The sequence below is a fragment of the Sphingomonas mollis genome (genome assembly GCF_016427505.1).
GTDB classification, from domain to species: Bacteria; Pseudomonadota; Alphaproteobacteria; order Sphingomonadales; family Sphingomonadaceae; genus Sphingomonas; species Sphingomonas mollis.
The window spans coordinates 313,299-339,865 of record NZ_JAELXS010000002.1; the positions used below are offsets into that span (position 1 = coordinate 313,299).

The following is a 26,567-nucleotide window of genomic DNA, read 5'->3' on the forward strand; positions in this document are numbered from 1 at the left end:
GCTTTGCCGCGGACTGCAATTGCCTGTCCGGTGCAAAGGTTGCCCTGCCGCCGAACGGGCGGGTAAGGCGGAGGCAGATGGATCGCCCCCCGCACCCTTTTCGCATCGCCAATTTCCGCGCCTATTGGGCGGCACGCTTCGCGATGACGCTGGCGCAGAACGCGCTCATCATCGTCGTCGGCTGGCAGACCTACACGATCGCCCGCCAGACGATGTCGCCCGCCGCCGCCGCCGCGCAATTGGGGCTGATCGGCTTTCTGCAGTTCGTGCCGCTGTTCCTGACCACACCCGTCACCGGGCTGGTCGCCGATCGATTCGACCGGCGATGGATCACGCGGATCACGGTAACGCTGCAATTGATCTGCGCGATCGTGCTCGCGGTGGTGACGCATCGCGGCGATATGACGCTGCCGGTGCTGTTCGGCGTCGCGGTCTTGCTCGGCGTCGCGCGTGCCTTTGCCGGTCCCGCCTTTTCCGCGCTGGCGCCCAATCTGGTGCCGCGGGAGGTGTTGCCGACCGCGATCGCGCTGTCGTCGATCTCGTGGCAGGTGGGCACGATCATTGGGCCCGCGATCGGCGGCTATGCCTATGGGCATCTGGGTCAGGCGGCGCCGTATTTCCTCAGCACCGGTCTCTTTTCGCTGGCGCTGATATGCCTGTTCCTGATCGGCCCCGTGCCGCGCACCAATCAGGTCGGCCGCGCCCGGCCACTGCGCGCGATCATCGACGGCGGTGCCTATGTCTGGCAGAACAAGCTGGTGCTGGGGACGATCACGCTCGATCTGTTCGCGGTGTTCCTGGCGGGTACCAGCGCGTTGTTGCCGATCTATGCGGCCGACATATTGAAGGTCGGGCCGACCGGTCTCGCCGAACTGGCCGCCGCCCCCGCGGTCGGCGCGGCGATCGTCGCGATCGTCTTTTCCATCCGGCCGCTGAAGAACAATGTCGGCCCGCGGATGCTGGTCGCCGTCCTGATCTATGGCACCGCGACGTTGATCTTCGGCCTGTCGACGTCGATGACGCTCAGTCTCAGCGCGCTGGCGGTGGCGGGCGGCGCGGATATGTTCTCGGTCTACATCCGCCAGTCGCTGATCCAGCTATACACCCCCGACGAGATGCGCGGCCGGGTCGGCGCGGTGTCGCAGCTGACCATTTCTGCGTCGAATGAGTTGGGAGAGGCCGAATCGGGCTTCCTCGCCGCCGCGCTCGGCCCGGTCGGCGCGGTGATGGTCGGCGGTGGCGGCGCGATCATCGTCACGATCCTGTGGACCTTCCTCTTCCCCTCGATCCGCCGTGCGCGGACCTTCGATCCGCCAGCGACGTTGGTCGCGGCAGAACAACCTCACCACCAGAAGACGGAGAGCCTGACATGAAGGCGAACACCATCCTCGACACGATCGGCAACACCCCGCATATCCGCGTGCAGCGGTTGTTTCCGGGTTCCGAAGTGTGGATCAAATCCGAACGGTCGAACCCCGGTGGCTCGATCAAGGACCGCATCGCGCTGGCGATGATCGAGGCGGCAGAGGCATCGGGCGACCTGAAGCCCGGTGGCACGATCATCGAGCCGACCAGCGGCAACACCGGGATCGGCCTCGCCCTCGTCGCGGCGGTGAAGGGGTACAAGCTGGTCCTCGTCATGCCCGAATCGATGTCGCTGGAACGCCGTCGCCTGATGCTGGCCTATGGCGCCAGTTTCGACCTGACGCCGCGCGAAAAGGGCATGAAGGGCGCGATCGAACGCGCGATCGAGCTGGTCGGCCAGACACCGGGTGCATGGATGCCCCAGCAGTTTGAAAATCCTGCCAACATCGACGTCCATGTCCGCACCACCGCACAGGAAATCCTGAACGACTTCCGCGCAACGCCGATCGACGTCATCATCACCGGCGTGGGCACCGGTGGCCATATCACCGGCGTCGCCGAAGCGCTGAAGAAAGAATGGCCGGCGCTGAAGGTCTATGCGGTCGAACCCACCGCTTCGCCGGTCATCTCCGGCGGCCAGCCGGGGCCACACCCGATCCAGGGCATCGGTGCCGGTTTCGTGCCGAAGAACCTCCACACCGCGGCACTGGACGGGGTGATCGAGGTCGATGCCGCGGTCGCCAAGGACATGGCCCGTCGCGCCGCCCGCGAAGAGGGAATGCTGGTCGGCATCTCGTCAGGCGCGACGCTCGCGGCGATTCTGCAGAAGCTGCCCGATCTACCTGACAATGCTCGCGTTCTGGGGTTCAACTACGACACGGGCGAGCGTTATCTGTCGGTGCCGGACTTCCTGCCCGAACAGTGACAGCTTTTCCCTCGCCCACCCTTGCGGTTCGGGCTTCGACCATCCTGATCGCCGCGCTGTCGGTGGCGGTGCCGGCGCTCGTCGTCCGGTACGCGCCGCCGATCGCGCCGCAATTGCCGCGCAGCGCCCGCCTGCACCGGCCCCCGCAACGCGTCGTCCCGGCCACCGTGGTGCCGCCGGTCGAACCGGTCGAGCTGGTCGATCTGTCCCTGGACGACGCTCGCGCGTTCAATGCGAGCGTCCCGTTTTCACGCGACGCCAATCCCGCCGCCCGCCGCTTCGTTCTGCAAGACGCATCGGAGGACCTAGCGCGCGCGACCGACTGCCTCGCCGCGGCCGTTATCTATGAAGCGGGCAACGATCCCGATGGCCAGCGCGCGGTGGCGCAGGTCGTGCTCAATCGGCTTCGCCACCCCGCCTTTCCCAAGACGGTATGCGGCGTCGTGTTCGAAGGGCAAGAGCGCAAGACCGGTTGCCAGTTCACCTTCACCTGCGATGGCGCGCTGACCCGCTGGGCACCGCCGGCCGCGATGTGGACCCGCGCCCGGACGATCGCGACCGCCGCACTGACCGGCGCGGTCTATCGCCCGGTCGGTTATGCCACGCATTATCACACCGACTGGGTCGTGCCGTACTGGCAGTCCAGCCTCGACAAGATCGCCGCCGTGAAGAGCCATCTGTTCTTCCGCTGGTCCGGCTGGTGGGGCACCCCGCCGGCGTTCAACCGCCACGTCGATCCGGTCGAACCGATCATCCAGAAGCTCGCGGCCTTTTCCGACGCGCATCGTCTGGGTGGTGCCGTGGCGACCGCCGAAGCGGTGTCCACCGATGCCGCCGCTCTGGCGCAGGCGTTGACCGCTGGCCTCGTCGCCCCGCCGACGACGAGCGGCGAGCCCGACAGCTTCCTCGCCGCCCTGCCCGCCAATGTTTCGCCCGACGCGTATCCGCAGCTGGCGGAAAAGGCGTGCGGGAGCCGCGACCGTTGCCGCTATCTCGGCTGGACCGATGCCAAGGCGGTGCCAAAGACCGCCGCGCTGGACCCGCAACAGATCGCGTCGATGGCGTTCAGCTATCTGCGCGACAGGCCCGCCAGTCTGGAACGGACATTGTGGAACTGCACGCTGTTCCCGCATACCCGCCCCGGTGGCTGCATGCGTCGCCAGCCAACGCCGGTCGCCACGCCCGCACCCACCGCCCTGAAAACGCCGCAGCCTTCGCCGACGCGGGGGCCGCTTCTGCTGGACGGTGTGCGCCGCGCATCGCCCCGGCCAACTGAACCGGGAGCGGCACCGGCGACCGCTCCCTGATCGCGAATCAGGCCGCCAGAAACATCTCCGGCGGCAAAGCCATCACTGCCTCGGCACCGCCCTCGATCTTCCGCCGCAGGGCGCCGGCCTCGGGCAATACACGCTCGGCGAAGAACCGTGCCGTCACCAGCTTTGCATCCAGGAACGCCGGCCCGAACCGCGCGTCGCCATCGGCTTTCAAGCGGCTCGCCGCCGTCGCCATCCGCAGCCACATCAGCCCGGTAGCCACCAGCCCCATCAGGTGCATGTAGCTGACCGCACCGGCGCCGACATTGTCCGGGTTCTTCATGCCGTTGGCCATGAACCACATCGTCGCCGCCTGAAGCTCGCCCAGCGATTTTTCCAGCCGTCCGGCCAGATCGGCTGTCGCCGCATCACCCTTTGCCGCTGCCGTTTCCTCGGCGACGATGCGAAAGAACGCCTGCACCGCGCGGCCGCCATTCTGCGCCAGTTTGCGCCCGACGAGGTCCATCGCCTGCACGCCGTTGGTACCTTCATAGATCTGCGCGATCCGGGCATCGCGGACATACTGCTCCATCCCCCATTCCTGGATGTAGCCATGGCCGCCGTACACCTGCTGCGCGGTCGTCGCGATCTCATAGCCCTTGTCGGTGCCGACGCCCTTGATGACCGGGGTCAGCAAGCCGATCAGGTCGGCCGCCATCTGGCGATCTTCCTCGGTTTCGGCCTTGTGCTCCAGATCGACCTGCAACGCTCCCCACAGGCACAGCGCCCGCAGTCCCTCGGTCCACGCCTTGCCCTCCATCAGCATCCGGCGGACGTCGGGGTGAACGAACAGCGTATCCGCCTTCTCGTTCGGCTCGGCCGGGCCGGTCAGCGCGCGACCCTGACGGCGATCGCGGGCATAGTGGACCGCGTTCTGGTATGCCGTCTCCGCCACGCCCAGCCCCTGCAAACCGACGCCGAGCCGGGCCGCGTTCATCATGATGAACATCGCGGCGAGGCCCTTCATCTCCTCGCCGACCAGCCAGCCGGTCGCGCCGTCATAGTTCATGACGCAGGTCGAATTGCCGTGGATGCCCATCTTGTGTTCGATCGATCCGCACGACACCGCGTTGCGCGTGCCGAGCGTGCCGTCGTCGCCCACCATCACCTTGGGCACCACGAACAGCGAAATGCCCTTCGAGCTTTCCGGCGCACCCGGCGTCTTTGCCAGCACCAGATGGATGATGTTGTCGGTCAGGTCGTGCTCGCCTGCCGAGATGAAGATCTTGGTGCCGGTGATGCTGTACGATCCATCACCGTTCGGTTCGGCGCGGGTGCGGATCAGGCCCAGATCGGTGCCGCATTGCGGCTCGGTCAGGTTCATGGTGCCGCCCCATTCGCCCGACACCATCTTGGGCAGGTACTTCGCCTGCTGTTCCGGCGATCCCTTCACCACCAGCGCGGCGATCGCCCCGTGTGCCAGCCCCGGGTACATCGCGAAGGCCATGTTGGCGGAGATCATATATTCCTGAAACGCGGTCGAGACGACATGCGGCATCTCCTGCCCGCCGAACGCCTCCGGCGCGGACAGCGTGCCCCAGCCCGATTCGACGAACTGGCGATATGCCTCCTTGAAGCCCGGCGGAGTCGTCACCGATCCGTCGTCATGCCGGGTGCAGCCGTGCTGGTCGCCGACCTGATTGAGCGGGAACAGTACCTCGGCCACGAAGCGGCCGCCCTCTTCCAGCACCGCATCGACGGTATCGGGCGTGGCGGCGGCGAAGCCACGGACATTGGCATGGGCGTTCAGGCCGACGACGTGTTCCAGCACGAAGCGGGTGTCGCGGACGGGGGGCGTGTATTGGGGCATCCTCTTATCCTTGCTCTTCTGCGGCCCGGCTTTCCACCAGGTCCACGAATTCGTTGAGTTCGACGATCGCTGCGTCGATGTCGCGCTTCTGGGCTTCCAACGTCGCGATGCGGGCGCGACAGCGTTCGATCGACACCTGTCGCTGGACGCGGCGACCATCGCCCAGATCGTACAGGTCGATCATCTCGCGAATCTCACCGAGCGAAAATCCGACCCGCTTGCCCCGCAGAATCCATGCCAGCCGGGCACGGTCCCGCTGCGAATAGACGCGCGTGGTCCCGCGACGCTCCGGCGCGATCAGTCCCTCGTCTTCATAGAAGCGCAGCGCCCGGGCGGTCACGCCGAACTCGCCGCAAAGATCGGTGATCGAGAAATCGTCCCGATCCCCACGCGGGGTGATCGAGGCATAGGTTGCAGCATCGGTCATAAACGACTTTTTACATTACGCTTACGTCAACGTCAATATCCGCACAGAAGCCTGCCCTGCCGCCCTCTGAGCGTTGCCGCCTCCGCGGACGAATCGCTCAGCCGATCCACCTCCATTGCCGCCAGTGAAGCGCGGCCCGTGCACAGGGCATCACAGGCCGCCGGCAGCGTGGCAGGGAACCCGATTCGCTCGCCGTCGAATTTCGCGGCGAACCGGCAATTGCCGAAAGCGATCTTTAGGCGGCTACCCCGTCGATCCAGTCGGCCCGAAGCGCTGCACCCCTGACCGTCGCCGTAATCGATCAGGACACCGATTCGCTGGCTGCTGCCCGGCGTGTCGACGATGCACATCCGGTCGGTGTCGCGCGCCCATGATCCCGCGATGCTGGTCCGTGCGGCATCCGGCACCAGTCCGGCCGCCTCCGCCGCCGCTTCCAGTCTGGCGCCCGGCGAGTTGGCTTCCCCAGACGGGTCACGCGATCCGTTGCCGCATGCCGTCAGCAGCAACGCCAGCCACAACGCACGCGTCACGCCACCCGGACCAGCGAATCGCCCTCCACGCGGCGATAGAAGCAACTCGGTGCGCCGGTGTGGCAGGCGGGTCCGGCGGGATCGCAGATCAGCCACAGCGCATCCTGATCGCAATCGATCCGCATCTCGACGACGGTCAGAACGTGCCCGGACGTCTCGCCCTTCTTCCACAATCGTCCGCGGCTGCGTGACCAGAAGGTCGCCTCGCCGGAGCGCTGCGTCGCTGCCAATGCTTCCGCATTCATATGCGCCACCATCAAGAGCGCGCCGGAGCGATCGGTGACAACGGCGGTAATCAGGCCCGCTGGGTCGTAACGGGGGTCCAGGCGGAGCGTGGTGTCGCGATCGGTCATCTGTTCGTCCTACCGAAAGGCGGCGACCCTGCAACCGCGACCGTCAACCGTGATCCCGGATCGCCTTCACCAACGCCGCCTTGTCCATGCCGGAACGGCCCTCGATCCCGATCTTGCGCGCTTCTGCCAGCAGATCGCTCTTGGTCCGGTCTTCGAGCATGACACCGTTGTGGGCCAGCGTTCCCTTCGCCTTCGCATTGGCGATCCGTGCCGCCTTCTCGGCCGAGTTCCCCTGCTTTCGCAGTTCCTCGTACAGCGCATCGTCCTTGATCGACGGTCCGTGATCGCGTGCCATGGCCGGGTTCCTTTCGCGCCCAAAAACGGCCGATGCGACGGAATGCTCCCGAAATATCGTGACAAACAGGCGACAATCCATGTCGCCGGTCCTATAGGGCCGGCGACACCAAGAGAGCCCCGCTCCCATGCTGACCACCAATCCCTATGATGTTTCCTCCGACGACGGGGACAAGCTGCGTGAAGAATGCGGCGTGTTCGGCGTCACCGGCAGCGCCAGCGCCGCCGCCCTCGTCGCACTTGGCCTCCATGCGCTGCAGCACCGGGGTCAGGAGGCCGCCGGCATCACCTCGTTCGACGGCCAGCATTTCCATACTCACCGGGCGATGGGCCATGTCGCCGGCAATTTCGACCGCGACGATGTGATCCGATCGCTGCCCGGCACCGTCGCCGCCGGCCATGTCCGCTATTCGACCAGCGGCGAGACCGCGCTGCGCAACGTGCAGCCGCTCTATGCCGAACTGTCGACCGGCGGTTTCGCGATCGCGCATAACGGCAATATCTCGAATGCGCTGAAACTGCGCCACGAACTGGTCCGGCGTGGATCGATCTTCCAGTCGACCAGCGATACCGAGACGATCATCCATCTGGTCGCTACATCGAGTTATCGCACGCTGCTCGACCGGTTCATCGACGCGTTGAAGCAGATCGAGGGTGCCTATTCGCTGGTCGTCATGACGCCGGAGGGCATGATCGCCTGCCGCGATCCACTCGGTATCCGGCCGCTGGTGATGGGTCGTCTGGATGACGCCATCATCTTCGCGTCCGAAACCGTGGCGCTCGACGTGTGCGGCGCGACGTTCGAACGGATCGTCGAACCGGGCGAGATGGTGATCGTCCAGAACGGCGAGATCCGTTCGGTGAAGCCGTTCGCGCCGGTGGCGGCACGGCCGTGCATCTTCGAATGGGTGTATTTCTCGCGGCCCGATTCGATCGTCGACGATCACTCGGTCTATTCGGTCCGCAAGGAGATCGGCGCACAGCTGGCTGCCGAATCGCCGGTCGAGGCTGATCTGGTGATCCCGGTGCCCGATTCGGGCGTGCCGGCGGCGATCGGTTATGCGCAGGCGTCGGGCATCCCGTTCGAACTGGGCATCATCCGGTCGCACTATGTCGGCCGCACCTTCATCCAGCCGAGCGACAATGTCCGCCATCTGGGCGTCAAGCTGAAGCACAACGCCAACCGCGCGCTGATCGAGGGCAAGCGGGTGATCCTGGTCGATGATTCGATCGTCCGCGGCACCACCAGCCTTAAGATCGTGCAGATGATGCGCGATGCCGGGGCCGCCGAGGTGCATCTGCGCATCGCGTCGCCCCCCACCCGCCATTCCTGCTTCTATGGCGTCGATACGCCGGAGCGGACGAAGCTGCTGGCGCACAAGCTGGACGTCGGCGGCATGACCGATTTCATCCATGCCGACAGTCTGGCGTTCGTGTCGATCGACGGCCTGTACAAGGCGCTGGGCGAAGCGAAACGCGAGGTTCGGCCGAGCTATTGCGATGCGTGCTTCACCGGCGATTACCCGACGACGCTGACCGATCAGGACGACAGCGCGCAGGTCGACCAGTTCGCGCTGCTCGCCGAACGCGTCAACTGAACCGGAACGGGATCGATGACCGAAAAGCCCCTCGCCGACCGGCTCGCCCTCGTCACCGGCGCCAGCCGCGGCATCGGTGCGGCGACCGCGCTGGCGCTGGCGGCGAAAGGCGCGCATGTCGTCATCACCGCCCGCACTGCCAAGGGACTGGAGGAGATCGAGGAAGCGATCTTCGCAGGCGGCGGATCGGCGACGATCGCGCCGCTCGACCTGACCGAAACCGATTCGATCGCGCGGCTGGCGACGGCGATCGGCGAACGCTGGCAAGCATTGGACCTGATGGTACTGAACGCGGGGATGCTCGGTAGCCTGTCTGCGGTGCCGGCGATCGATCCCAAGGAATTCGCGCAGGTCCTGACCTTGAACGTCAGCGCGCAGGCGGCGCTGATCGCGGCGTTCGACCCTCTGCTGCGGCGCGCGGACGCGGGCAAGGTGATCGGTGTTACCTCCAGCGTCGGGCGTACCCCCAGGGCCTATTGGGGTGCATATGGCGCGTCGAAGGCGGCGTTCGAGACGTTGCTGGGCGCCTATGGCGACGAGGTCGAGCAGATCGGCCGCATCCGTACCGCCATCCTCGATCCCGGCGCGACCCGGACCAAAATGCGGGCGCGGGCCTATCCGGGTGAGGACCCGCAGTCGGTCAAGGAACCATCGGTGGTCGCGGACCGCATCGTCGCACTGGCAATCGACGGTTTCCCCGCCGGCCACCGCGAGCGAGTGGAATAGCGCCGGTCGATACCGGCCTGCAGCGTCCGCCGAAAGTCCCGAAAGTCACACCCTCACGGGCGCCTGCGTGCGTATGCGCGCACGCCCGCGCGAGGCGGAGGCTAATCGATCGATGAACGGTTGAAAGAACGGTGATGAGAAGCGGATACCGGAACGTACCGCTGTAGGACACACGTTTATCGCCGAAGCGGAGTAAACCCGGCGCTTCGTCGTTGCGAGCGTAGCGACGCAACCCAGCGTCACGCGCGCTGCTCTGGATTGCTTCGCTATGCTCGCAATGACGAACATACACCGGTCTTTGTTAGTGAGAACTGGAACAAGGTGCGCGCTGGGCAAATTGCTGCTCCGCGGTCGAGCGGGCCTTTGAGAGCGTTAATCACTTGGTTCCCCGGCCTTCGCCGGGGAACCGAGTTGTTTGGAAATCGAAGTGTCCGCCTACGTCAGGTCCTGACCAGCGTTACCTGCGCGACGTCGATGCCGCCGCCGCGGAAGCCGCCTTCGCAATACATCAGGTAATAGCGCCACAGCCGCCGAAAGCGCGCGTCCAGTCGGGCCGGCAGTCGCCCGGCCCGGTCGGCGGCGTCGAAGCGGACGCGCCACAGGCGTAACGTTTCGGCATAGTCCGGACCGAAACCCTGTCGGTCCTCCCACGCCAGCCCGCGCGCCGCGGCCAGTGCGCGGAAGCGGGGTTCGGACAACAGCATCCCGCCCGGAAAGACATGGCGCTGGATGAAATCCACACTGGCGGCATAGGCGGGGAATACGTCGTCGGCGATGGCGATGTACTGGATCGCTGCTCGGCCACCCGGCTTGAGCGCGCGGGCGATCGTGTCGAGATAGATGGGCCAGTATTCCTGCCCGACGGCCTCGACCATCTCGATACTGGCGATCGCATCGAACTTGCCCTCGACGTCGCGGTAATCGGTTAGGGATACGGTGACACCGGGCAGTCCCCGCGCCTCGACCACGCGTTGCTGTTCAGCCGACAGCGTCAGCGCATGGAGCCGCCGGCCCGCCTCCGCCGCGACCGCCGCGAACGATCCCCAGCCGCAGCCGATCTCAAGGATCGTGTCGCCCGCCGCCGTCCCGGTACGGTCGAGCACCGCCTGCAGCTTGGCCGCCTGTGCATCCTCCAGCGACTGACCCGGCGCGGCGAACAGCGCGCTGGAATAGGTCAGGCTGTCGTCGAGCCATTCGCGGTAGAAGTCATTGCCCAGATCGTAATGCGCGGCGATGTTGCGCCGTGCGCCCGGCCGGTCGTTGCGACGCAGCCGGTGCCACGCCTTGGCCGCCAGCCGGACGCCGATCCCGGCTCGTGCCGAATCGCCGAGCGGCACGCGGTTGCGCATGAACAGGTCGAACAGCGGCACCGGATCGGGGCTGGACCAGTCGCCGGCTTCCCACCCCTCGTACCAGCCGACCGAACCGCCGGTCGCCAGTCGCCACAGCGCGCGCCAGCGATGCACCGCGACGGTGGCGACCGGCCCGTCGGCCCGCCCGCCGATCAGCCGCGCGCTGCCATCGGGCAAGGTCGCCTCGATCGCGCCCGTCGCCAGCCCGCGATCGATGCGGTCGAGCAACCGGTGAAACGGCCGCGCGACGGTGCGCTGGACGAACGTGCCGCGACGACGGTGAATGGCCCCTGCTTCCATGCGCGGCCCCATGCACCGCCGAACGCGTTCAGGAAAGCCCAGAGCAAATTGTGTGAAGTCGGACCCATCCCTTAACCGTTTGGCCTGAGCGAAGTCGAAGGCCACCTCTGCACCAAGTGCTTCGACTGCGCTCAGCGCGAACAGGTCGGGTCAGGCGCTCGGTGTCCTACAGCTTCCTTGCCGCCGCCAATGCCCGTTCGCGCGCCTCGCGGTGGCCGATGATCTTGGCGGGATAATCGCGCGGGCGGCATCCGGCATCGTCGGGGTCGTGGATCGCGGCGTTGCCGACCTTGGCCAGTTCGGGCACCCAGCGGCGGATATAGTCGCCGGCGTCGAATTTCTCCGACTGGCTGAGCGGCGCCATGATCCGGCCGAACATGTTGGCATCCACGCCGGTGCCGGCGACCCATTGCCAGTTGACCGAATTGTTGCCGTAATCGGCATCGACCAGACAGTCCCAGAACCAGCGTTCGCCCTCCCGCCAGTCGATCAGGAGATGTTTGACGAGGAAGCTGGCGGTAATCATCCGTACCCGGTTGTGCATCCATCCGCTCTGCCACAATTGGCGCATCCCGGCGTCGACGATCGGATAGCCGGTCCGACCCTCCTGCCATGCCTTCAGATCCGCCCTGGCCTGCTGGTCGTTGCGCCACGGCAGGCGATCATATTTTTCCCGACCGTTGCGGTCGCCATAATCGGGCAGCGCCATGATGACGCCGTGCGTGAAGTCCCGCCACGCGATCTCCTGACGGAAGGTGACGGCGTCACGGTGTCCGTCGGTCTGGTGCCAGATGGTCCGCGCCGATACCTCGCCGAAATGCAGGTGCGGCGAGAGGCGCGTCGTCCCTTCCTCGGCGGGCATGTTGCGGGCGGTGTCATAGGCCGCCATCTTCTCGCCCACCTCCTTCGCTCGCTCCAACGCGACGGACTCGCCGGGCGTCCAGTCCTCGTCGAAGCCGCCGGACCAGTCTGGCTTGGTCGGCAGCAATCGCCATTTGTTCAGATCGTCGCTTGCCGGCCAATGAGCCGGTGCGTCGATCTTGCGCGGTGCGGGCATCGGCTCTTCGGGCGGCAGGAACGATTGCAGCGCCTTCCAGAAAGACGAATAGATACGGAACGGCGTGCCCGATCCGGTGCGGATATCCTCGATATGCGCCAGATGATTGCCGTCATGCAGGCACAGACGATCGCCGAGCGCCGCCTCCGCCTCCCGCCACCATGGTTCGTAGTGGCGCAGGGCATGCACGCGTGTGGCGCCGGTCTGTTCGACCAGCTTGGCGAGTTCCTCGGCAGCGCGGCCGCGGCGCAGGATCAGGCGGCTGCCCTTGTCCTTCAGATCGGCGGCGAGCGAGGTCAGGCTGTGATGCAGCCACCAGCGCTGTGCCCCGCCGATCCGCCAGTCGCCCGGCGTTTCGTCGTCGAGGATATAGACCGGGATCACCGGCCCCTCATGCGCCGCCGCGATCAGGGCGGGCTGGTCGTGGAGGCGCAGGTCCTGGCGGAACCAGAGGATAACGGGATCGGTCATGGCCGGCCCAACGCAAGGCCGGGGCGAATGCTCCACCGTTACCGCGCGGCGAAGGCTTCGCCGAGAATGAGGATCGCATCGACGTGCCGCCGCGCGATGGCCATCACGTCGTCGCCATACCCGCCGCCCACCGTGCTGGCGAGCGGCAGGCCCCGCCCGATCGCGAGGCGCGCCATCAACCTTTCGCGCCGTGCCAGTCCGTCCAGCGTCAGGCCCAGCCGGCCGAGCCGATCGTCCTCGAACGGATCGACCCCCGCCTGATAGAGGATCAGTTGCGGCTGCATCTCGTCGATCAGCGGCACCAGCGTCGATTCGAGTGTTGCCAGATACGCGTCGTCGCCCATGCCGTCGGCCAGCGGCACGTCGAGCGTCGATTGCGCCTTGCGGGCCGGGAAGTTCTTTTCGGCGTGGATCGAATAGGTCGCGATCTCCGGCCGTCCGGCGGTCAGCGCGGCGGTGCCGTCGCCCTGATGAACATCGACATCGACGATCAGGAGCCGGTCGACCGTCCCCTCCTCGACCAGCCGGATCGCCGCGACCGCCAGATCGTTGAACACGCAATATCCCGCACCCGTATCGTGCAGGGCATGATGGCTGCCGCCGGCGGTGTTGGCGGCGAAGCCATGCTCCATCGCCAGCAGCGCCGCCGCCCAGGTGCCGCCCGGCACCATCGCCGCGCGGGTGGCGACCGTGGGCGTCACGGGAAAGCCGATGCGGCGTTCCTTCACCGGCGGCACGCGGGCCGCCAGCACCTCGGCGACGTAATCGGGGTCGTGCGTCGCCTCCAGCCAAGGGGTCGGCATCGGTGCCGCCTCGTGCCACGCGATGCGTTCGCTCTCGGCGATCAGCAGGTCGCGGATCGCGCCGTTCTTGCCCCAGCGATAGGTCGATCGGCCGGGCGCTTCGGTGACATAGGCGGGATGATGGACGACATGGATCACGCCGCCTAGTTAGGGTCGCGAACCACGACCGGCCACCACGATCCGCCACCGGGAGCCTGCATGACCCAACATTATGTCCGTCCAGACGTACGCCGCTTCCTCGATTACCTGAACGCCCTGCCCGGCCCGCGCACGCACGAGGTCGAGCCGGTCGTCGCCCGCCAGATGTTCGCGGCGACCAAGGATCTGACCGATCCGCCGGTCGGTGAGCTTGCCGTGATCCGCGATCTGGCAATCCCCCGCCCGGATGGTGGGACGATCCCGGCGCGGCTGTTCGATGCGCAGGCGACGCGGGTGCCGGGGCCGGTAATGGTGTTCTATCATGGCGGCGGTTTCGTGTTCGGCGATATTGATACGCATGCCAGCCTGTGCGCGGAGATGGCGCGGGTGCTGGGGTTGCCGGTCGTATCGGTCGATTACCGGCTGTCGCCCGAACATCGCTGGCCGGCGGCGCCCGACGACGCGGAGGCGGCGGCGCGGTGGGTGGCGTCTAACCCCGCAGAGCTGGGCGTCGCCGCGACGGCGCTGGTGCTGTGCGGCGACAGCGCGGGCGGGATGCTGACGATCAACACGGCGATGGCGTTGCGCGACGAGCCGGCAGCGGTGCCGGTGATCGTGCAGGCGCCGCTCTATCCGGTCACCGACCCGGCCGGACGTTATCCCTCGTTCGAGGAGTTCGCGGACGGGTTCGTCCTGACCAAGGCGGCGATGCTGTGGTTCGGGGATGCCTATGCCGCCGACGTCACGCATCCGCGCGGATCGCCGATGACGGTCGACCTGAGCAACCTGCCGCCGGCGATCGTCGTGGCGGCTTCGCTCGATCCCCTGCGCGATCAGGGACGGGCCTATGCCGCGCGGCTGATCGAGGCGGGGGTGCCGGTGGTGTACCGGGAGGCGGTGGGGACGATCCACGGCTTCGCCACCCTGCGCAAGGCGATCCCCTCGGCAGCGGGCGAAATCGCCGGCTTCCTGATCGCGCTGAAGGCCGTCGTGACGGAATGCGAAGCGGCGCGCGTGATGGCGCAGGCGGCAGGATGAGCGACCTTCCCTATCGCCCCTGTGCGGGTGTCATGCTGCTGAACCGCGACGGCCGCGTCTTCGTGGGGCAGCGGATGGATACGACGATCGAGGCGTGGCAGATGCCGCAGGGCGGGATCGATCCGGGCGAGGATGCGCTGACCGCCGCGATCCGCGAACTGGGCGAGGAGACCGGCGTCGCACCAGACAAGGTGGAACTGATCGCGGAGGCGCCCGGCGACTTCACCTACGACCTGCCGCCCGAATTGATCGGCAAGGCGTGGAAGGGCAAATGGCGCGGGCAGACGCAGCGCTGGTTCCTGTTCCGCTTTCTGGGCGAGGATGCGGATGTCGATATCGACACCAGCCACCGCGAATTCCGGGCCTGGCGCTGGATCGATCCCGACGACCTGCCGCGCCTGATCGTGCCGTTCAAGCGCGCGCTGTACGAGTCGGTGCTGGCGGCGTTCCGGCCTCAACTCGCCGCATCGGACGGTCGTTGAGCGGTTGCAGCATCGGTCGCGGGCTTTAGGGTGGCATCCGTGTTGCCGCTTATCCTGATCCTGCAAGCCGCCGCGCCCGGTGCGGCCACGCCGCCCGCGCCGCCGTCCGGCCCGACCGATGCGGGGGCGATGATCCCCGAATCGATCCGCGCGATGCTGGATGCCGCGCTGGAATCGGGGAACGACGGCGATGTCTCCACCATCGTCCGCTATGCGCGGTCGGCCGATCCGTTGAGCGGCGACGCGGTGCTGGCCATCGCGGAGAAATGGCGCGCCGACCGCGCCGCCGCGCGCGAACAGGTGATCCGTCAGGCGAGTTTCCTGAACCTGTGGAAGGGTCGCGCGGAGGTGGGCGGGTTCGTCACGACGGGCAATTCGGATACTGCGGGTGGCAGCGCGGTGCTGGCGGCGGAGCGTGAGGGGCTGCAATGGCGGCACAAGTTCCGGGCACAGGCGGATTACCAGGAAAGCCTGAACGTCACGACGCGCGAGCATTACCTGATCTCGTACGAGCCCAACTACAAGTTCGACGACCGCGCCTATGTCTATGGCGCGGTCCAGTATGAGAGCGACCGGTTCCTGGGCTATAACGACCGTCTGTCGATATCGAGTGGTGCCGGTTACAGCCTGGTCAAGGGACCACGGACGCAGCTCGATCTGGAACTGGGGCCGGCATATCGGCACACCGCCTTCACGGACGACACCATCCAGTCGAGCATCGCCGGGCGTGGATCGCTCGATTTCCGCTGGCAGATACTGGGCGGCCTGACGCTGAGGGAACAGGCATCCGCCTATGTCCAGCGGTTCAATTCGACGGTCAGCAGCATGACCGCGATCAACGCCAAGCTGCTCGGGCCGCTGTCGGCGCAACTGTCGTACAACGTGCAATATGAAAGCATGCCGCCGGTCGGGCGGGAGACGACGGACACCATCAGCCGCGCCTCGCTGGTCTATTCGTTCTGACCGTGGCGGCCCTCAGCGCCCTTGAGCGGTCCGTCACCGAACGGATCGACGGCGCGGCGATGCTGGCGCAGGTCGAGGCATGGGGCGCGATCAACAGCGGCACGCGCAACCTCGCCGGGCTGGCGACGATGGCGACCCGGCTGGCCGATGCCGCCGCCGCCCTGCCCGGCGACATCCGGCTGGTCGATCCGGTGCCGGTCGACAGCATCGGCGGCGACGGGCGCCGAATCATGCTGGATCACGGCCGGCATCTGGTGGTGACGGTGCGACCGGATGTGGCGACGCGATTGCTGTTCGTCGGCCATATGGACACGGTGTACGGCGTCGATCACCCGTTCCAGCACCTGACCTGGCGGCCGGACGGCGCGCTGGTCGGCCCCGGCGTCACCGACATGAAAGGCGGTCTGGCGGTGATGCTGGCCGCACTGACGGCGGTGGAGGCGGACGGCGGCGCGGCGGGGATCGGGTATGACATCCTCATCAATGCAGACGAGGAAACCGGATCGCTGTCGTCGTCGGCGCTGATCGCCGAGCTGGCGGCGGGCAAGCTGGCGGCGCTGGGCTACGAACCCGCGCTGGCGGACGGCACGCTGGCCGGCGCGCGGGGCGGCACCGGCAATTTCTCGATCGTGGTACGCGGGCGCAGCGCCCATGCCGGCCGCAACCCGGAAGATGGCCGCAACGCGGTCGTCGCCGCGTCCGACCTCGCGGTGCGGCTCGCTGCGGCGCGGGCGCCGATGCTGGGAGTCAACCCGGCGCGGATCGATGGCGGCGGCCCCAATAACATGGTGCCCGATCTCGCCGTCCTGCGCGTGAATTTCCGGCCGCGCGATGCCGAGGCGATCGCACAGGGTCGGGCGATACTGGACGAGACGGTGGCGACGATCGCCGGCGAGCATGACGTCGGCATCGACCTGCATGGCAGCTTCAATCGACCGCCCAAGCCGATCGATGCCGGCGCCGAACGCCTGTTCGCGCTGGTCGGTCGCGCCGGTGCCGATCTGGGGCTGACGATCGGCCGGCGCGATACCGGCGGCGTGTGCGACGGCAACAACGTCGCCGCCGCCGGCGTGCCGGTGGTCGATACGATGGGCGTTCGCGGCGGCGCGATCCATTCGAGCGACGAATTCCTGCTGGTCGACAGTCTGGTCGAACGGGCGGCCTTGTCGGCGGTCACCATCCTGCGACTGGCAAAAGGGGGGCTGGCATGACGTTCCGCATCCGCGCCGCCACCGATGCCGATCTTCAGCATCTGTACGAGATGGCGAAGCTGACGGGCGGCGGCTTCACCAACCTGCCGCCCGATCGCCGGTCGCTGAAGGCCAAGCTGGATCGCAGCCATACCGCCTTCGCCCGCACCGAGGGGCCGGTGATCGACGAACTGTTCGTGCTGGTGCTCGAGAATACGAGGACCGGCGAGGTGCGCGGTACGTGCCAGTTGTTCACGCAGGTCGGCGAGCAGCATCCGTTCTACAGCTATCGCCTCGGCACGCTGACGCAGCACAGCCGCGAACTGGGGCGGACGTTTCGCGCCGAGATGCTGACGCTGACCACCGATCTGGAAGGGTCGAGCGAAGTCGGCGGGCTGTTCCTTCATCCCGGCGAGCGCGCGGGCGGGCTCGGGCTGCTGCTCGCGCGGTCGCGATACCTGTTCATTGCCGCGCACCGGCCGCGTTTCGCCGATCGCATTCTGGCGGAGTTGCGCGGGGTGATCGACGAGGCGGGGGGATCGCCGTTCTGGGACGGGCTGGCCGGGCGCTTCTTCGGGATGAATTTTCAGGATGCCGACCAGTTCAATGCGATCAACGGGCATCAGTTCATCGCCGACCTGATGCCCAAGCACCCGATCTATACCGCCATGCTGTCCGACGGCGCCCGCGCTGCGATCGGCCTGCCGCACCCATCCGGGCGGGCGGCGATGCGGATGCTGGAGCATGAGGGGTTCCGGTACGAGGGTTATCTCGACATCTTCGATGGCGGCCCGACGATGACCGCGCGCACCGATCAGGTGACTTCGGTGCGCGGCGCGGCCGAGGCGCGCGTGGTGGCGATCGACGGCATGAACGACGGCGGCGGCGACGACGAATTGGTTGCCAGCGGTCGGCTGGCCGCATTCCGCTGCGCGTTCGGTCGGGTACGCGAGGTGGCGGACGGCGTCCTCCTGTCGCCCGACTGCGCCGCCGCGCTGGGGGTCGAGGCAGGGGACAGCGTGATGCGGGTCGGGCGATGGTAGGGCTGCCGATGACGGGACTGGTCGAGATCAATTTCGACGGCATCATCGGCCCCAGCCATAATTATGCCGGCCTCAGCCCCGGCAATCTGGCGGCGACGCGCAACGCCGGCAAGGTCGCGCACCCCCGCGCCGCCGCGTTGCAGGGGATCGCCAAGATGCGCGCCAACCTGTCGCTGGGGCTGGTGCAGGGTATCCTGCCGCCGCACCCCCGCCCCGACCACCGCTGGCTTGCCGCCCTCGCCACCGATTACGATCGCGCGCCGATCCATCTGAAGGCGCAGGCATTGTCCGCGTCGGCGATGTGGGCGGCCAACGCCGCCACCGTCTCGCCCGCCCCGGACACAGGCGACGGTCGCTGCCACCTGACGGTCGCCAATCTGGTGACGATGGCGCATCGCAGCCATGAATGGCCGGCGACGCTGGCGATGCTGCGCATGGCGTTCGCCGACCCCGCGTTTGCCGTCCACCCGCCGGTGCCCGCGCCGTTCGGGGACGAGGGCGCCGCCAACCACATGCGGCTGACCGATCATCACGGTGCCGCCGGCGTCGAGATATTCGTCTATGGCGAAGCGGGCGGCCCCTTCCCCGCGCGGCAGTCGCGCGAGGCGAGCGAGGCGGTGGCGCGCGCGCATGGGTTGGACCCGGCGCGCACGCTGTTCGTGGAGCAGTCCGCCGCCGCGATCGCCGCCGGTGCGTTCCACAACGATGTCGTCGCGGTCGCCAACGAACGCGTGCTGTTCGCGCATGAACAGGCGTTCGCCGATCCGGCGCAGGTGTATGCCGACCTCCGCCGCCTGCTTCCCGCGATCGAGATCGTCGAGGTGCCGGCCGCCGCCGTCAGCCTGCAGGATGCGATCACGTCGTACCTGTTCAACGCGCAGCTCGTCTCGACCGGGGATGGCGCGACGCTGGTCCTGCCCGACGAGGCGCGCGCGAACGCCGCGGTGTGGCGATGGCTGGAGCGGCATGTGGCCGGCAACGGCCCGATCCGCCGGCTGCATGTGGTCGATGTCCGCGAATCGATGGCCAATGGTGGTGGCCCTGCGTGCCTGCGGCTGCGGGTCGTCGCCGATCCGGCCACGATCGACCCGCGCTTTCTGGTCGATGACAGCAAGCTGGACCGGATCGCCGCGCTGGTGGCGGAGGCGTGGCCGGAGGCGATCGCGGCCGATGCGATCGGCGATCCTGCGCTGATCGCCGTCATCGAAGGCGCGCGTCGTCGGTTGCTGGGCCTGCTTGATCTGGGTGAGTTGATCGACGCCTAGACCCTTTCCACCCTCACCCTTCCGCGGCTTTGCCGCTCCCTCCCTCTCCCGCCGGGAGAGGGAACGACGCCCTAAACTGTCGGGTTAACTGACAGATAACCATATCGCTTAACCCGGATATGGCGGATTTCCGGGATTGGCCCCGGTCTTGCCTAACTACGACCATGCTGACCCGCCTTGCCCGCCTGTTCGTCATCAAGACCAAATTCGAGGCGTTCCTCGTCATCTATGGCCTCGCGCTCGGCGCGACGCATCGGGGGGTGCAGTATCTTCAGCAATATCCCGGTACGGGTGGCTGGCTGTTGTTCGCGTGCTGCCCGATCGCGGTGTTCATGGCCGGCGGCCGCATCCTCGACTCGCTGGAGCGCGAATATGCTGGCTGACGCGCTTTCCCGGTCAACAGGATAACTTGGCTCCTTTCCGGCGCGGTCTCGCCTATCTGCACAGGACATGAGCACGCTCACCCATCTGCAACGCCTCGAAGCCGAGAGCATCCATATCCTGCGCGAGGTCGTCGCCGAGACCGAGCGACCGGTGATGCTGTATTCGGTCGGCAAGGATTCGGCGGTGATGCTGCATCTGGCGAAGAAGGCGTTCGCGCCGGGCAAGCCGCCCTTCCCGCTGCTGCATGTCGACACGACGTGGAAATTCCGCGCGATGTACGACCTGCGCGACCGGGCCGCCGCCGAGGCCGGCATGGAACTGATCGTCCATCGCAACCCGGAGGCGGAGGCGCAGGCGATCAACCCGTTCGATCATGGCGGCCGCCACACCGACATGTGGAAGACGGAGGGGCTGAAACAGGCGCTGACGCTGGGCGGGTACGACGCCGCCTTCGGTGGCGCGAGACGTGACGAGGAGAAGAGCCGGGCGAAGGAGCGCATCTTCTCGTTCCGCTCCGCCAGCCATGGCTGGGACCCCAAGGCGCAGCGGCCGGAATTGTGGCGGTTGTACAATACCCGCCTGAACCGCGGCGAATCGCTGCGCGTGTTTCCGCTGTCGAACTGGACCGAGCTGGATATCTGGCAGTACATCCTGGCCGAGGGGATCGAGATCGTCCCCCTTTATTTCGCCGCGCCGCGCCCGACCGTGGAGCGCGACGGCATGTTGCTGATGGTCGATGACGACCGGTTCCGGCTGCATCCCGGCGAGGTGCCGGTGGAGCGGTCGATCCGTTTCCGGACGCTCGGCTGTTACCCGCTGACCGGCGCGGTCGAGAGCGAGGCGGATACGCTGTCCGCGATCATCCAGGAGATGCTGTTGACGACCACGTCGGAGCGGCAGGGCCGGGCGATCGATCACGATCAGTCGGGCAGCATGGAAAAGAAGAAGCGCGAGGGATATTTCTGACATGACGGCCTATCGCCCCGATGCGCTCGTCGCCGAGGATATCGACGCCTATCTGGCGGGCCACGCCGCCAAGACGATGCTGCGCTTCATCACCTGCGGGTCGGTGGACGACGGCAAGTCGACGCTGATCGGCCGCCTGCTGTACGATTCGCGCGCGATCTTCGAGGATCAGCTGGCGGCGCTGGAGGCGGATTCGGCGCGGGTCGGCACGCAAGGGACGAATATCGATTTCGCGTTGCTGGTCGACGGCCTGACAGCCGAGCGCGAGCAGGGCATCACGATCGACGTCGCCTATCGCTTCTTCGCGACCGAGCGACGCAAATTCATCGTCGCCGACACGCCCGGCCACGAACAATATACCCGCAACATGGTGACGGGCGCCTCGACCGCCGACTGCGCCGTCATCCTGATCGATGCGCGCAAGGGCGTGCTGACCCAGACGCGGCGGCACAGCTATCTGGCGAACCTCGTCGGTATCCGTGAGATCGTGCTGGCGGTGAACAAGATGGATCTGGTCGGCTACGACCAGTCCGTGTTCGACAGCATCGTCGAGGAATATCGCGCCTTTGCCGCCTCGATCGGCATCGACCGCTTCACCGCCATTCCGCTGTCAGGCCTGACCGGCGCGAACGTGACCGAACGCGCCGATGCCATGCCCTGGTATGCGGGGCCGACGCTGCTCCAGCATCTGGAGGTCGTGCCGGTCGATACCGATCGCGCGGCGACGCGGCCGTTCCGCCTGCCGGTGCAATGGGTCAACCGGCCCGATCTGGACTTTCGCGGGTTCGCCGGCATGATCGCGGCCGGATCGGTCAGCGTCGGCGAGCGGGTCCGCATCGTCCCGTCGGGCCGCACCACGCAGGTGGCGCGGATCATCGGTGCGGACGGCGAGCGCACCCGGGCGGTGGCCGGCGAGGCGGTGACGGTGACGCTGGCGGACGAGGTCGATTGCTCGCGCGGCGACGTGATCGCCGCCGCCGACAGCCCCCCGGCGATCGCCGACCAGTTCGTCGCGACGATCGTCTGGCTGGCCGACCAGCCAATGGTGCAGGGTCGCGGTTACTGGCTGAAACTCGGCACGCAGATGGTCAACGCGACCGTCCAGCCGCCCCGCTACGTGATCGACGTGAATACGCAGGCCGAATTGTCGGCCACCACGCTGGAACTGAACGATATCGGCGTGGCCGAGGTCTATTGCGACCGCCAGATCGTGTTCGAACCCTATGCCGATGGCGTCGATCTGGGTGGCTTCATCCTGATCGACCGCGCGACCAACGCGACCGTCGCAGCGGGGATGATCGATCAGGCGCTGCGCCGCTCGGGCGATGTCCACTGGCAGTCGATCGACGTGACGCGCGAGGCGCATGCGTCCCAGAAGGGACAGAGCCCGCGCGTGCTGTGGTTCACCGGCCTGTCCGGATCGGGCAAGTCGACGATCGCCAATCTGGTCGAACGGAAACTGCACGCACTCGGCCGCCACAGCTTCCTGCTCGACGGCGATAATATCCGCCACGGTTTGAACCGCGATCTCGATTTCTCCGAGGCCGGGCGGATCGAAAATGTCCGGCGGGTGGGAGAGGTGGCGCGGTTGATGGCGGATGCGGGGCTGATCGTCCTCACCGCCTTCATCTCGCCCTTCCGCGCCGAACGTGACATGGTGCGCGGCATGTTGCCGGTCGGGGAATTCGTCGAAATCTTTGTCGATACCCCGCTGGCCGTGGCGGAGGCGCGTGACGTGAAGGGGCTGTATGCCAAGGCGCGAGCCGGCCAGATCGCCGATTTCACCGGCATCTCCAGCCCGTACGAAGCGCCTGCCCGGCCGGATATCCGCATCGACACGACGCGCGAGACGCCGGAAACGGCAGCCGAGCGGATCGTGGAGCATGTGATCGGCATCTGGAGCCCCGACCTTTGACCGACACCGCACTGGCCGCCGTGATCGCCCGCGAGGCGGGGATATTGCTGAAGGCGATCCGGGCCGAAGGACGCGAGGCCGGCAAGGCGCTGGGCGATCGTGGCGATGCGGAGGCGAACCGGCTGATCCTCGCGCGCCTCGCCGCCGAACGCCCGGACGATTTCGTACTGTCCGAAGAGAGCATCGACGATCGTCGCCGTTGCGGTGCGCGGCGGGTATGGATCGTCGATCCGCTGGACGGCACGAAGGAATATGCCGGCGGACTGGCCGACTGGGCGGTGCATATCGGCCTGGCGGTCGACGGCCGGCCATCAGTGGGGGCGGTGGCCGTGCCCGAACTGGACCGGGTGTGGTGCACCGACCATGCCCATGCCGCGCTGGCGCCGTTGCAGGATCGCCTGCGCGTCGTCGTCAGCCGATCGCGTTGCCCCGATATCGCCCATGACGTCGGCGTCGCGCTGGATGCCGAAATGATCGGCATGGGATCGGCCGGGGCGAAGGCGATGGCGGTCGTCGATGGCCGCGCCGATATCTATCTGCACGAGGGCGGCCAGTATGAATGGGACAATTGCGCCCCCGCCGCCGTGGCGCTTGCCGCCGGGCTGCATGCGTCGCGGATCGACGGCAGTCCGCTGGTCTATAACTGTGCGGACCCGTTGCTGCCCGATCTGCTGATCTGTCGGCCGGAACTGGCGACGCAGGTGCTGGCCACGATCGCCGAGGCGCGCGGCTGAGTTAGATGGGCATGCGTTCCAGCATCCGCGCCATCACCCGGCGATAGAGCGTCTCGCCGTCCACCAGCAGGTCGATCATCGGATCGGTCGGGTCGGCCATGACGCCGTCGCCCGGAAAATAGCCGATCCGGTCGGTCACGACATGCGCGCCGATCCCATTGTAGAAATCGGCCAGCGCCTCGATCACCCGTTTCGACCGGCCATAGCTGTGATCGCCGTCGATCCACGCCGACGACGGCAGGAATACCCCGACGTAACGACGCCAGTGGCGCAGATGCCCCGTCACACGTTCGACATGCGACTCCGCCTCGCCATCGCCATAAGCGCAATCGAACAGATAGGTCGGTGACGCCGTCCGGGCGATCATCGCGGGATCGACCGGGTCGGTCAGCACGAGAAAACCGTCCCGGCGCAGGCGTGTTGCAAAGGCGCTGCCGACGCGCCCGGTCGCGCCCAGCACGATGGCGCTGCCCGGCGCCTCCGCCGTTTCGCCACGCCGATCGGCGCCGGCGCTTGCCTGCATATCGTTCAATGCGATCTCCCGGACCGGGGGCGCCACGATCGTGGCGCCGGGGTCCGGTGCGGACATCCTGCCCGCCTCCGATGCGTTTCGCAATCGGTCAATGAAAAGATCGTTATCGAAGATCGGGTATGCTTTTTCGATGTCGGGCTTGCGGTCGATCTCGTGGATGTTATCTCTTGCGACAGAACATATCGGAGAGAGTGATGGACCTGCGCTTTACGCCTGAGGAAGAGGCTTTCCGTGATGAGGTACGCGCTTTCCTCGCCGACAAGCTGCCCGCGCATCTGTCGCGGAAGGTGAAACATGGACTGGCGATGACCAAGGCGGACATGGAGGAATGGCACGGCATCCTCCACGCCAAGGGCTGGCTGGCGAGCCATTGGCCCGAACGCCATGGCGGCCCCGGCTGGACGGTGGTGCAGCGATCGATCTTCGAGGACGAAAGCGCCCGTGCGAATGCGCCGCGCATCGTGCCGTTCGGGGTCAACATGCTGGGGCCGGTGCTCATCAAATACGGATCGGACGAGCAGTGCCAGCGCATCCTGCCGCGTATTCTCGACGGCACCGACTGGTGGTGTCAGGGATATTCCGAACCCGGCGCGGGATCGGACCTCGCCAGCCTGAAGACCAGCGCGGTGCGCGATGGCGACCATTATGTCGTCAACGGGCAGAAGACGTGGACGACGCTGGGCCAATATGCCGACTGGATCTTCTGCCTCGTCCGCACCGATCCGACCGCGAAGGCGCAGGAGGGCATCTCGTTCCTGCTGATCGACATGAAGAGCCCCGGCATCGAGGTGCGGCCGATCGTGCTGCTGGATGGCGATCCGGAGGTGAACGAGGTGTTCTTCACCGACGTGCGCGTGCCGGTGGCCAATCTGGTCGGCGAGGAGAACAAGGGCTGGACCTATGCCAAATACCTCCTGACCTATGAGCGTACGAATATCGCCGGCGTCGGATCGTCGATCGCAGCGTTCGACCGGCTGAAATCGATCGCCGGTCTGTTGACGCGCGGTGGCCGACCGCTGGCGGACGATCCATTGTTCGCGGCCCGGCTGGCCCGGATCGAGATCGACCTCGCCAATATGGCGACGACCAACATGCGCGTCATCGCGGCGGCGGCGAACGGAGGCGCACCGGGCGCGGAAAGCTCGATGTTGAAGATCAAGGGCACCGAAATCCGCCAGGCGATCACCGCCCTCACCCGTCGCGCCTATGGCCCCTATGCCCAGCCCTTTATTCCGGAGGCGCTGGAGGATGGCTATAACGGCGAACCGGTGGGGCCGGAGGACGCGGGGTCCGCCGCGCCGACCTATTTCAACTATCGCAAGCTCTCGATCTTCGGCGGGTCGAACGAGGTGCAGAAGAACATCATTTCCAAAATGATCGTGGGGCTCTGATGGATTTCCAGCATTCCGAAGACCGGCAGATGCTCGCCGACACGCTGCGTCGTTTTCTGGCGGAGCGGGCGCCGATCGAGGCGCGCAACAAGGCGGCGTATGGCGAGACCGGCTATAGCCCCGATGTGTGGCGGGGGCTGGCCGAACTGGGCGTGATCGGCGCGCTGTTCGGCGAGGATGTCGGCGGCTTCGGCGGTGGCGGCTTCGACATCATGGTGGTGTTCGAGGAGATCGGCCGGGCGCTGGCGGTCGAACCGTTCCTCGGCACGCTGATGGCCGGGCGGGCGCTGGCAGTATCCGGGCGCACGGCCGAGCTGGAGGAAATCATCGCCGGCACGACGATCGTCGCCTTTGCCCATGCCGAACCGCAGGACCGCGCCACCGGCGATCCGCTCGCGACGCGCGCGACGGCCGACGGCGATAGCTGGGTGTTGAATGGTGCGAAGGCGGTGGTCGTGCAGGCGGAGGCGGCCGACCGGTTGCTGGTGTCGGCGCAGACCGATGCGGGACCTTCCCTGTTCCTGGTCCCGGCCGACGCAGCCGGCGTGCAACTGCACGGCTATGCGAATGTCGATGGCGGCCGGTCGGCGGAGGTGTCGTTGAAGGACGTCCGGGTCGAGGTATCGGCACGGGTGGCCGATGACGGCACGGCGGCGATCGCCGCGGCGGAGGCGGCCGGGCTGCTCGCCTTGTCGGCCGAGGCGCTGGGCGCGATGGAAATCGCGAAGTCGGCGACGATCGATTACCTCCAGACCCGCAAGCAGTTCGGGGTGCCGATCGGCAAGTTCCAGGCGCTGCAACACCGGATCGCGACGGTTCTGCTGGAGATCGAACAGGCGCGCTCCGCCGTCATCAATGCGGCCGATGCCTTTGGCGGCGAGACCGCCGATCGCGCGCTGTCCGCGGCGAAATACACGATCGGTGCGACCGGCCAACTGGTGGCCGAAGAGGCGATCCAGTTGCACGGCGGCATCGGCATGACGTGGGAGCTGCCGCTGTCCCATTATGCCAAGCGGATCACGATGATCGACGGGCAACTGGGCGATCAGGACGAGCATCTGCAACGCTATATCGCGCTGGGTCGCGCTGCGTGACCGGCGCCGGCTTGGGCGACGGTGTCGCCTGAGCCGGTCGATCGGCGCGTGTCTATCAGTAGAGCGACGCTGGCCGGAAAGCCGTCAACGGGGACGGGCAGAAACGAA

26 protein-coding genes are annotated in these 26,567 nt (G+C 66.9%); 17 read left to right on the plus strand and 9 right to left on the minus strand.

What is annotated here, in order from left to right:
- The first annotated feature begins 77 nt into the window (after positions 1-77).
- The 3 genes from JAO74_RS04905 to JAO74_RS04915 are packed head-to-tail and all read left to right on the plus strand — an operon-like array spanning position 78 to position 3,597.
- Positions 78-1,373 (plus strand): MFS transporter, encoded by a 1,296-nt coding sequence (locus JAO74_RS04905; protein WP_199035719.1) that lies wholly within the window; start codon positions 78-80, stop codon positions 1,371-1,373.
- Complete coding sequence (gene cysK / locus JAO74_RS04910; RefSeq protein ID WP_199035721.1) at positions 1,370-2,290, plus strand: cysteine synthase A; 921 nt, start codon at positions 1,370-1,372, stop codon at positions 2,288-2,290. Before JAO74_RS04905 ends, cysK begins: the two co-directional genes overlap by 4 nt.
- On the plus strand, positions 2,287-3,597 hold the full coding sequence (locus JAO74_RS04915; RefSeq protein WP_199035722.1) for a cell wall hydrolase: 1,311 nt from the start codon (positions 2,287-2,289) through the stop codon (positions 3,595-3,597). The genes cysK and JAO74_RS04915 overlap by 4 nt, the downstream gene beginning before the upstream one ends.
- Before the next feature lie 7 nt (positions 3,598-3,604).
- Here JAO74_RS04915 and JAO74_RS04920 read toward each other — a convergent pair whose 3' ends face one another.
- Genes JAO74_RS04920 through JAO74_RS04940 form a run of 5 tightly spaced genes read right to left on the minus strand, consistent with a single transcriptional unit; the run spans position 3,605 to position 7,018 of the window.
- On the minus strand, positions 3,605-5,413 hold the full coding sequence (locus JAO74_RS04920; RefSeq protein WP_199035723.1) for an acyl-CoA dehydrogenase C-terminal domain-containing protein: 1,809 nt from the start codon (positions 5,411-5,413) through the stop codon (positions 3,605-3,607).
- 4 nt (positions 5,414-5,417) lie between these two features.
- The gene (locus JAO74_RS04925) at positions 5,418-5,840 is read right to left on the minus strand and encodes a MerR family transcriptional regulator (RefSeq protein ID WP_199035724.1); all 423 of its coding nucleotides are present in this window, start codon (positions 5,838-5,840) and stop codon (positions 5,418-5,420) included.
- Between the two features lie 32 nt (positions 5,841-5,872).
- Positions 5,873-6,370, minus strand: a complete 498-nt coding sequence (locus JAO74_RS04930; RefSeq protein ID WP_199035725.1) for a hypothetical protein — start codon at positions 6,368-6,370, stop codon at positions 5,873-5,875.
- Entirely contained in the window at positions 6,367-6,723 is a 357-nt protein-coding gene (hisI, locus tag JAO74_RS04935; protein ID WP_199035726.1) for a phosphoribosyl-AMP cyclohydrolase, read from the minus strand. Before hisI ends, JAO74_RS04930 begins: the two co-directional genes overlap by 4 nt.
- Before the next feature lie 43 nt (positions 6,724-6,766).
- Positions 6,767-7,018, minus strand: a complete 252-nt coding sequence (locus tag JAO74_RS04940) for a DUF7218 family protein (RefSeq protein ID WP_199035728.1) — start codon at positions 7,016-7,018, stop codon at positions 6,767-6,769.
- 127 nt (positions 7,019-7,145) lie between these two features.
- Here JAO74_RS04940 and purF point away from each other — a divergent pair, with 127 nt between their 5' ends.
- Together purF and JAO74_RS04950 are read left to right on the plus strand one after the other, a co-directional pair.
- Entirely contained in the window at positions 7,146-8,615 is a 1,470-nt protein-coding gene (purF, locus tag JAO74_RS04945; protein WP_199035729.1) for an amidophosphoribosyltransferase, read from the plus strand.
- 15 nt (positions 8,616-8,630) lie between these two features.
- The gene (locus tag JAO74_RS04950) at positions 8,631-9,341 is read left to right on the plus strand and encodes an SDR family NAD(P)-dependent oxidoreductase (protein ID WP_199035730.1); all 711 of its coding nucleotides are present in this window, start codon (positions 8,631-8,633) and stop codon (positions 9,339-9,341) included.
- A gap of 440 nt (positions 9,342-9,781) precedes the next feature.
- Here JAO74_RS04950 and JAO74_RS04955 read toward each other — a convergent pair whose 3' ends face one another.
- The 3 genes from JAO74_RS04955 to JAO74_RS04965 form a co-directional block, all read right to left on the minus strand.
- Positions 9,782-10,993, minus strand: coding sequence for an SAM-dependent methyltransferase (locus JAO74_RS04955; protein WP_233150673.1), 1,212 nt, complete (start codon positions 10,991-10,993; stop codon positions 9,782-9,784).
- A gap of 166 nt (positions 10,994-11,159) precedes the next feature.
- Positions 11,160-12,521, minus strand: a complete 1,362-nt coding sequence (locus JAO74_RS04960; RefSeq protein ID WP_199035732.1) for a cryptochrome/photolyase family protein — start codon at positions 12,519-12,521, stop codon at positions 11,160-11,162.
- 38 nt (positions 12,522-12,559) lie between these two features.
- On the minus strand, positions 12,560-13,462 hold the full coding sequence (locus JAO74_RS04965) for a histone deacetylase family protein (RefSeq protein ID WP_199035733.1): 903 nt from the start codon (positions 13,460-13,462) through the stop codon (positions 12,560-12,562).
- Between the two features lie 60 nt (positions 13,463-13,522).
- Here JAO74_RS04965 and JAO74_RS04970 point away from each other — a divergent pair, with 60 nt between their 5' ends.
- The 10 genes from JAO74_RS04970 (at position 13,523) to JAO74_RS05015 (ending at position 23,442) form a co-directional block, all read left to right on the plus strand.
- The gene (locus JAO74_RS04970) at positions 13,523-14,500 is read left to right on the plus strand and encodes an alpha/beta hydrolase (RefSeq protein ID WP_199035735.1); all 978 of its coding nucleotides are present in this window, start codon (positions 13,523-13,525) and stop codon (positions 14,498-14,500) included.
- Positions 14,497-14,982 carry an RNA pyrophosphohydrolase gene (locus JAO74_RS04975; RefSeq protein ID WP_199035737.1) on the plus strand — a complete coding sequence of 162 codons (486 nt, stop codon included), beginning with the start codon at positions 14,497-14,499 and terminating at the stop codon, positions 14,980-14,982. The genes JAO74_RS04970 and JAO74_RS04975 overlap by 4 nt, the downstream gene beginning before the upstream one ends.
- A gap of 39 nt (positions 14,983-15,021) precedes the next feature.
- A complete protein-coding gene (locus JAO74_RS04980) occupies positions 15,022-15,945 on the plus strand; it encodes a DUF481 domain-containing protein (RefSeq protein WP_332908732.1) in 924 nt (307 codons plus the stop codon).
- Between the two features lie 2 nt (positions 15,946-15,947).
- On the plus strand, positions 15,948-17,156 hold the full coding sequence (locus JAO74_RS04985) for a hydrolase (RefSeq protein ID WP_199035739.1): 1,209 nt from the start codon (positions 15,948-15,950) through the stop codon (positions 17,154-17,156).
- On the plus strand, positions 17,153-18,178 hold the full coding sequence (locus tag JAO74_RS04990) for an arginine N-succinyltransferase (RefSeq protein WP_199035741.1): 1,026 nt from the start codon (positions 17,153-17,155) through the stop codon (positions 18,176-18,178). Before JAO74_RS04985 ends, JAO74_RS04990 begins: the two co-directional genes overlap by 4 nt.
- Positions 18,172-19,443 (plus strand): N-succinylarginine dihydrolase, encoded by a 1,272-nt coding sequence (locus JAO74_RS04995; RefSeq protein ID WP_233150674.1) that lies wholly within the window; start codon positions 18,172-18,174, stop codon positions 19,441-19,443. Before JAO74_RS04990 ends, JAO74_RS04995 begins: the two co-directional genes overlap by 7 nt.
- A gap of 164 nt (positions 19,444-19,607) precedes the next feature.
- Positions 19,608-19,826: a hypothetical protein gene (locus JAO74_RS05000; protein ID WP_056526961.1), complete on the plus strand. Its 219-nt coding sequence runs from the start codon at positions 19,608-19,610 to the stop codon at positions 19,824-19,826.
- 67 nt (positions 19,827-19,893) lie between these two features.
- A complete protein-coding gene (gene cysD, locus JAO74_RS05005; protein ID WP_199035743.1) occupies positions 19,894-20,793 on the plus strand; it encodes a sulfate adenylyltransferase subunit CysD in 900 nt (299 codons plus the stop codon).
- A 1-nt stretch (position 20,794) separates the two neighbouring features.
- The gene (gene cysN / locus JAO74_RS05010) at positions 20,795-22,708 is read left to right on the plus strand and encodes a sulfate adenylyltransferase subunit CysN (RefSeq protein ID WP_199035744.1); all 1,914 of its coding nucleotides are present in this window, start codon (positions 20,795-20,797) and stop codon (positions 22,706-22,708) included.
- The gene (locus JAO74_RS05015) at positions 22,705-23,442 is read left to right on the plus strand and encodes a 3'(2'),5'-bisphosphate nucleotidase CysQ (protein WP_199035745.1); all 738 of its coding nucleotides are present in this window, start codon (positions 22,705-22,707) and stop codon (positions 23,440-23,442) included. Before cysN ends, JAO74_RS05015 begins: the two co-directional genes overlap by 4 nt.
- A gap of 1 nt (position 23,443) precedes the next feature.
- Here JAO74_RS05015 and JAO74_RS05020 read toward each other — a convergent pair whose 3' ends face one another.
- Positions 23,444-24,031 (minus strand): hypothetical protein, encoded by a 588-nt coding sequence (locus JAO74_RS05020; RefSeq protein WP_199035746.1) that lies wholly within the window; start codon positions 24,029-24,031, stop codon positions 23,444-23,446.
- 137 nt (positions 24,032-24,168) lie between these two features.
- Between JAO74_RS05020 and JAO74_RS05025 the strand changes: the two genes are divergently transcribed.
- Positions 24,169-25,365 carry an acyl-CoA dehydrogenase family protein gene (locus tag JAO74_RS05025; protein WP_199035747.1) on the plus strand — a complete coding sequence of 399 codons (1,197 nt, stop codon included), beginning with the start codon at positions 24,169-24,171 and terminating at the stop codon, positions 25,363-25,365.
- A complete protein-coding gene (locus JAO74_RS05030; RefSeq protein ID WP_199035748.1) occupies positions 25,365-26,459 on the plus strand; it encodes an acyl-CoA dehydrogenase family protein in 1,095 nt (364 codons plus the stop codon). Before JAO74_RS05025 ends, JAO74_RS05030 begins: the two co-directional genes overlap by 1 nt.
- The last annotated feature ends 108 nt before the right edge of the window (positions 26,460-26,567 follow it).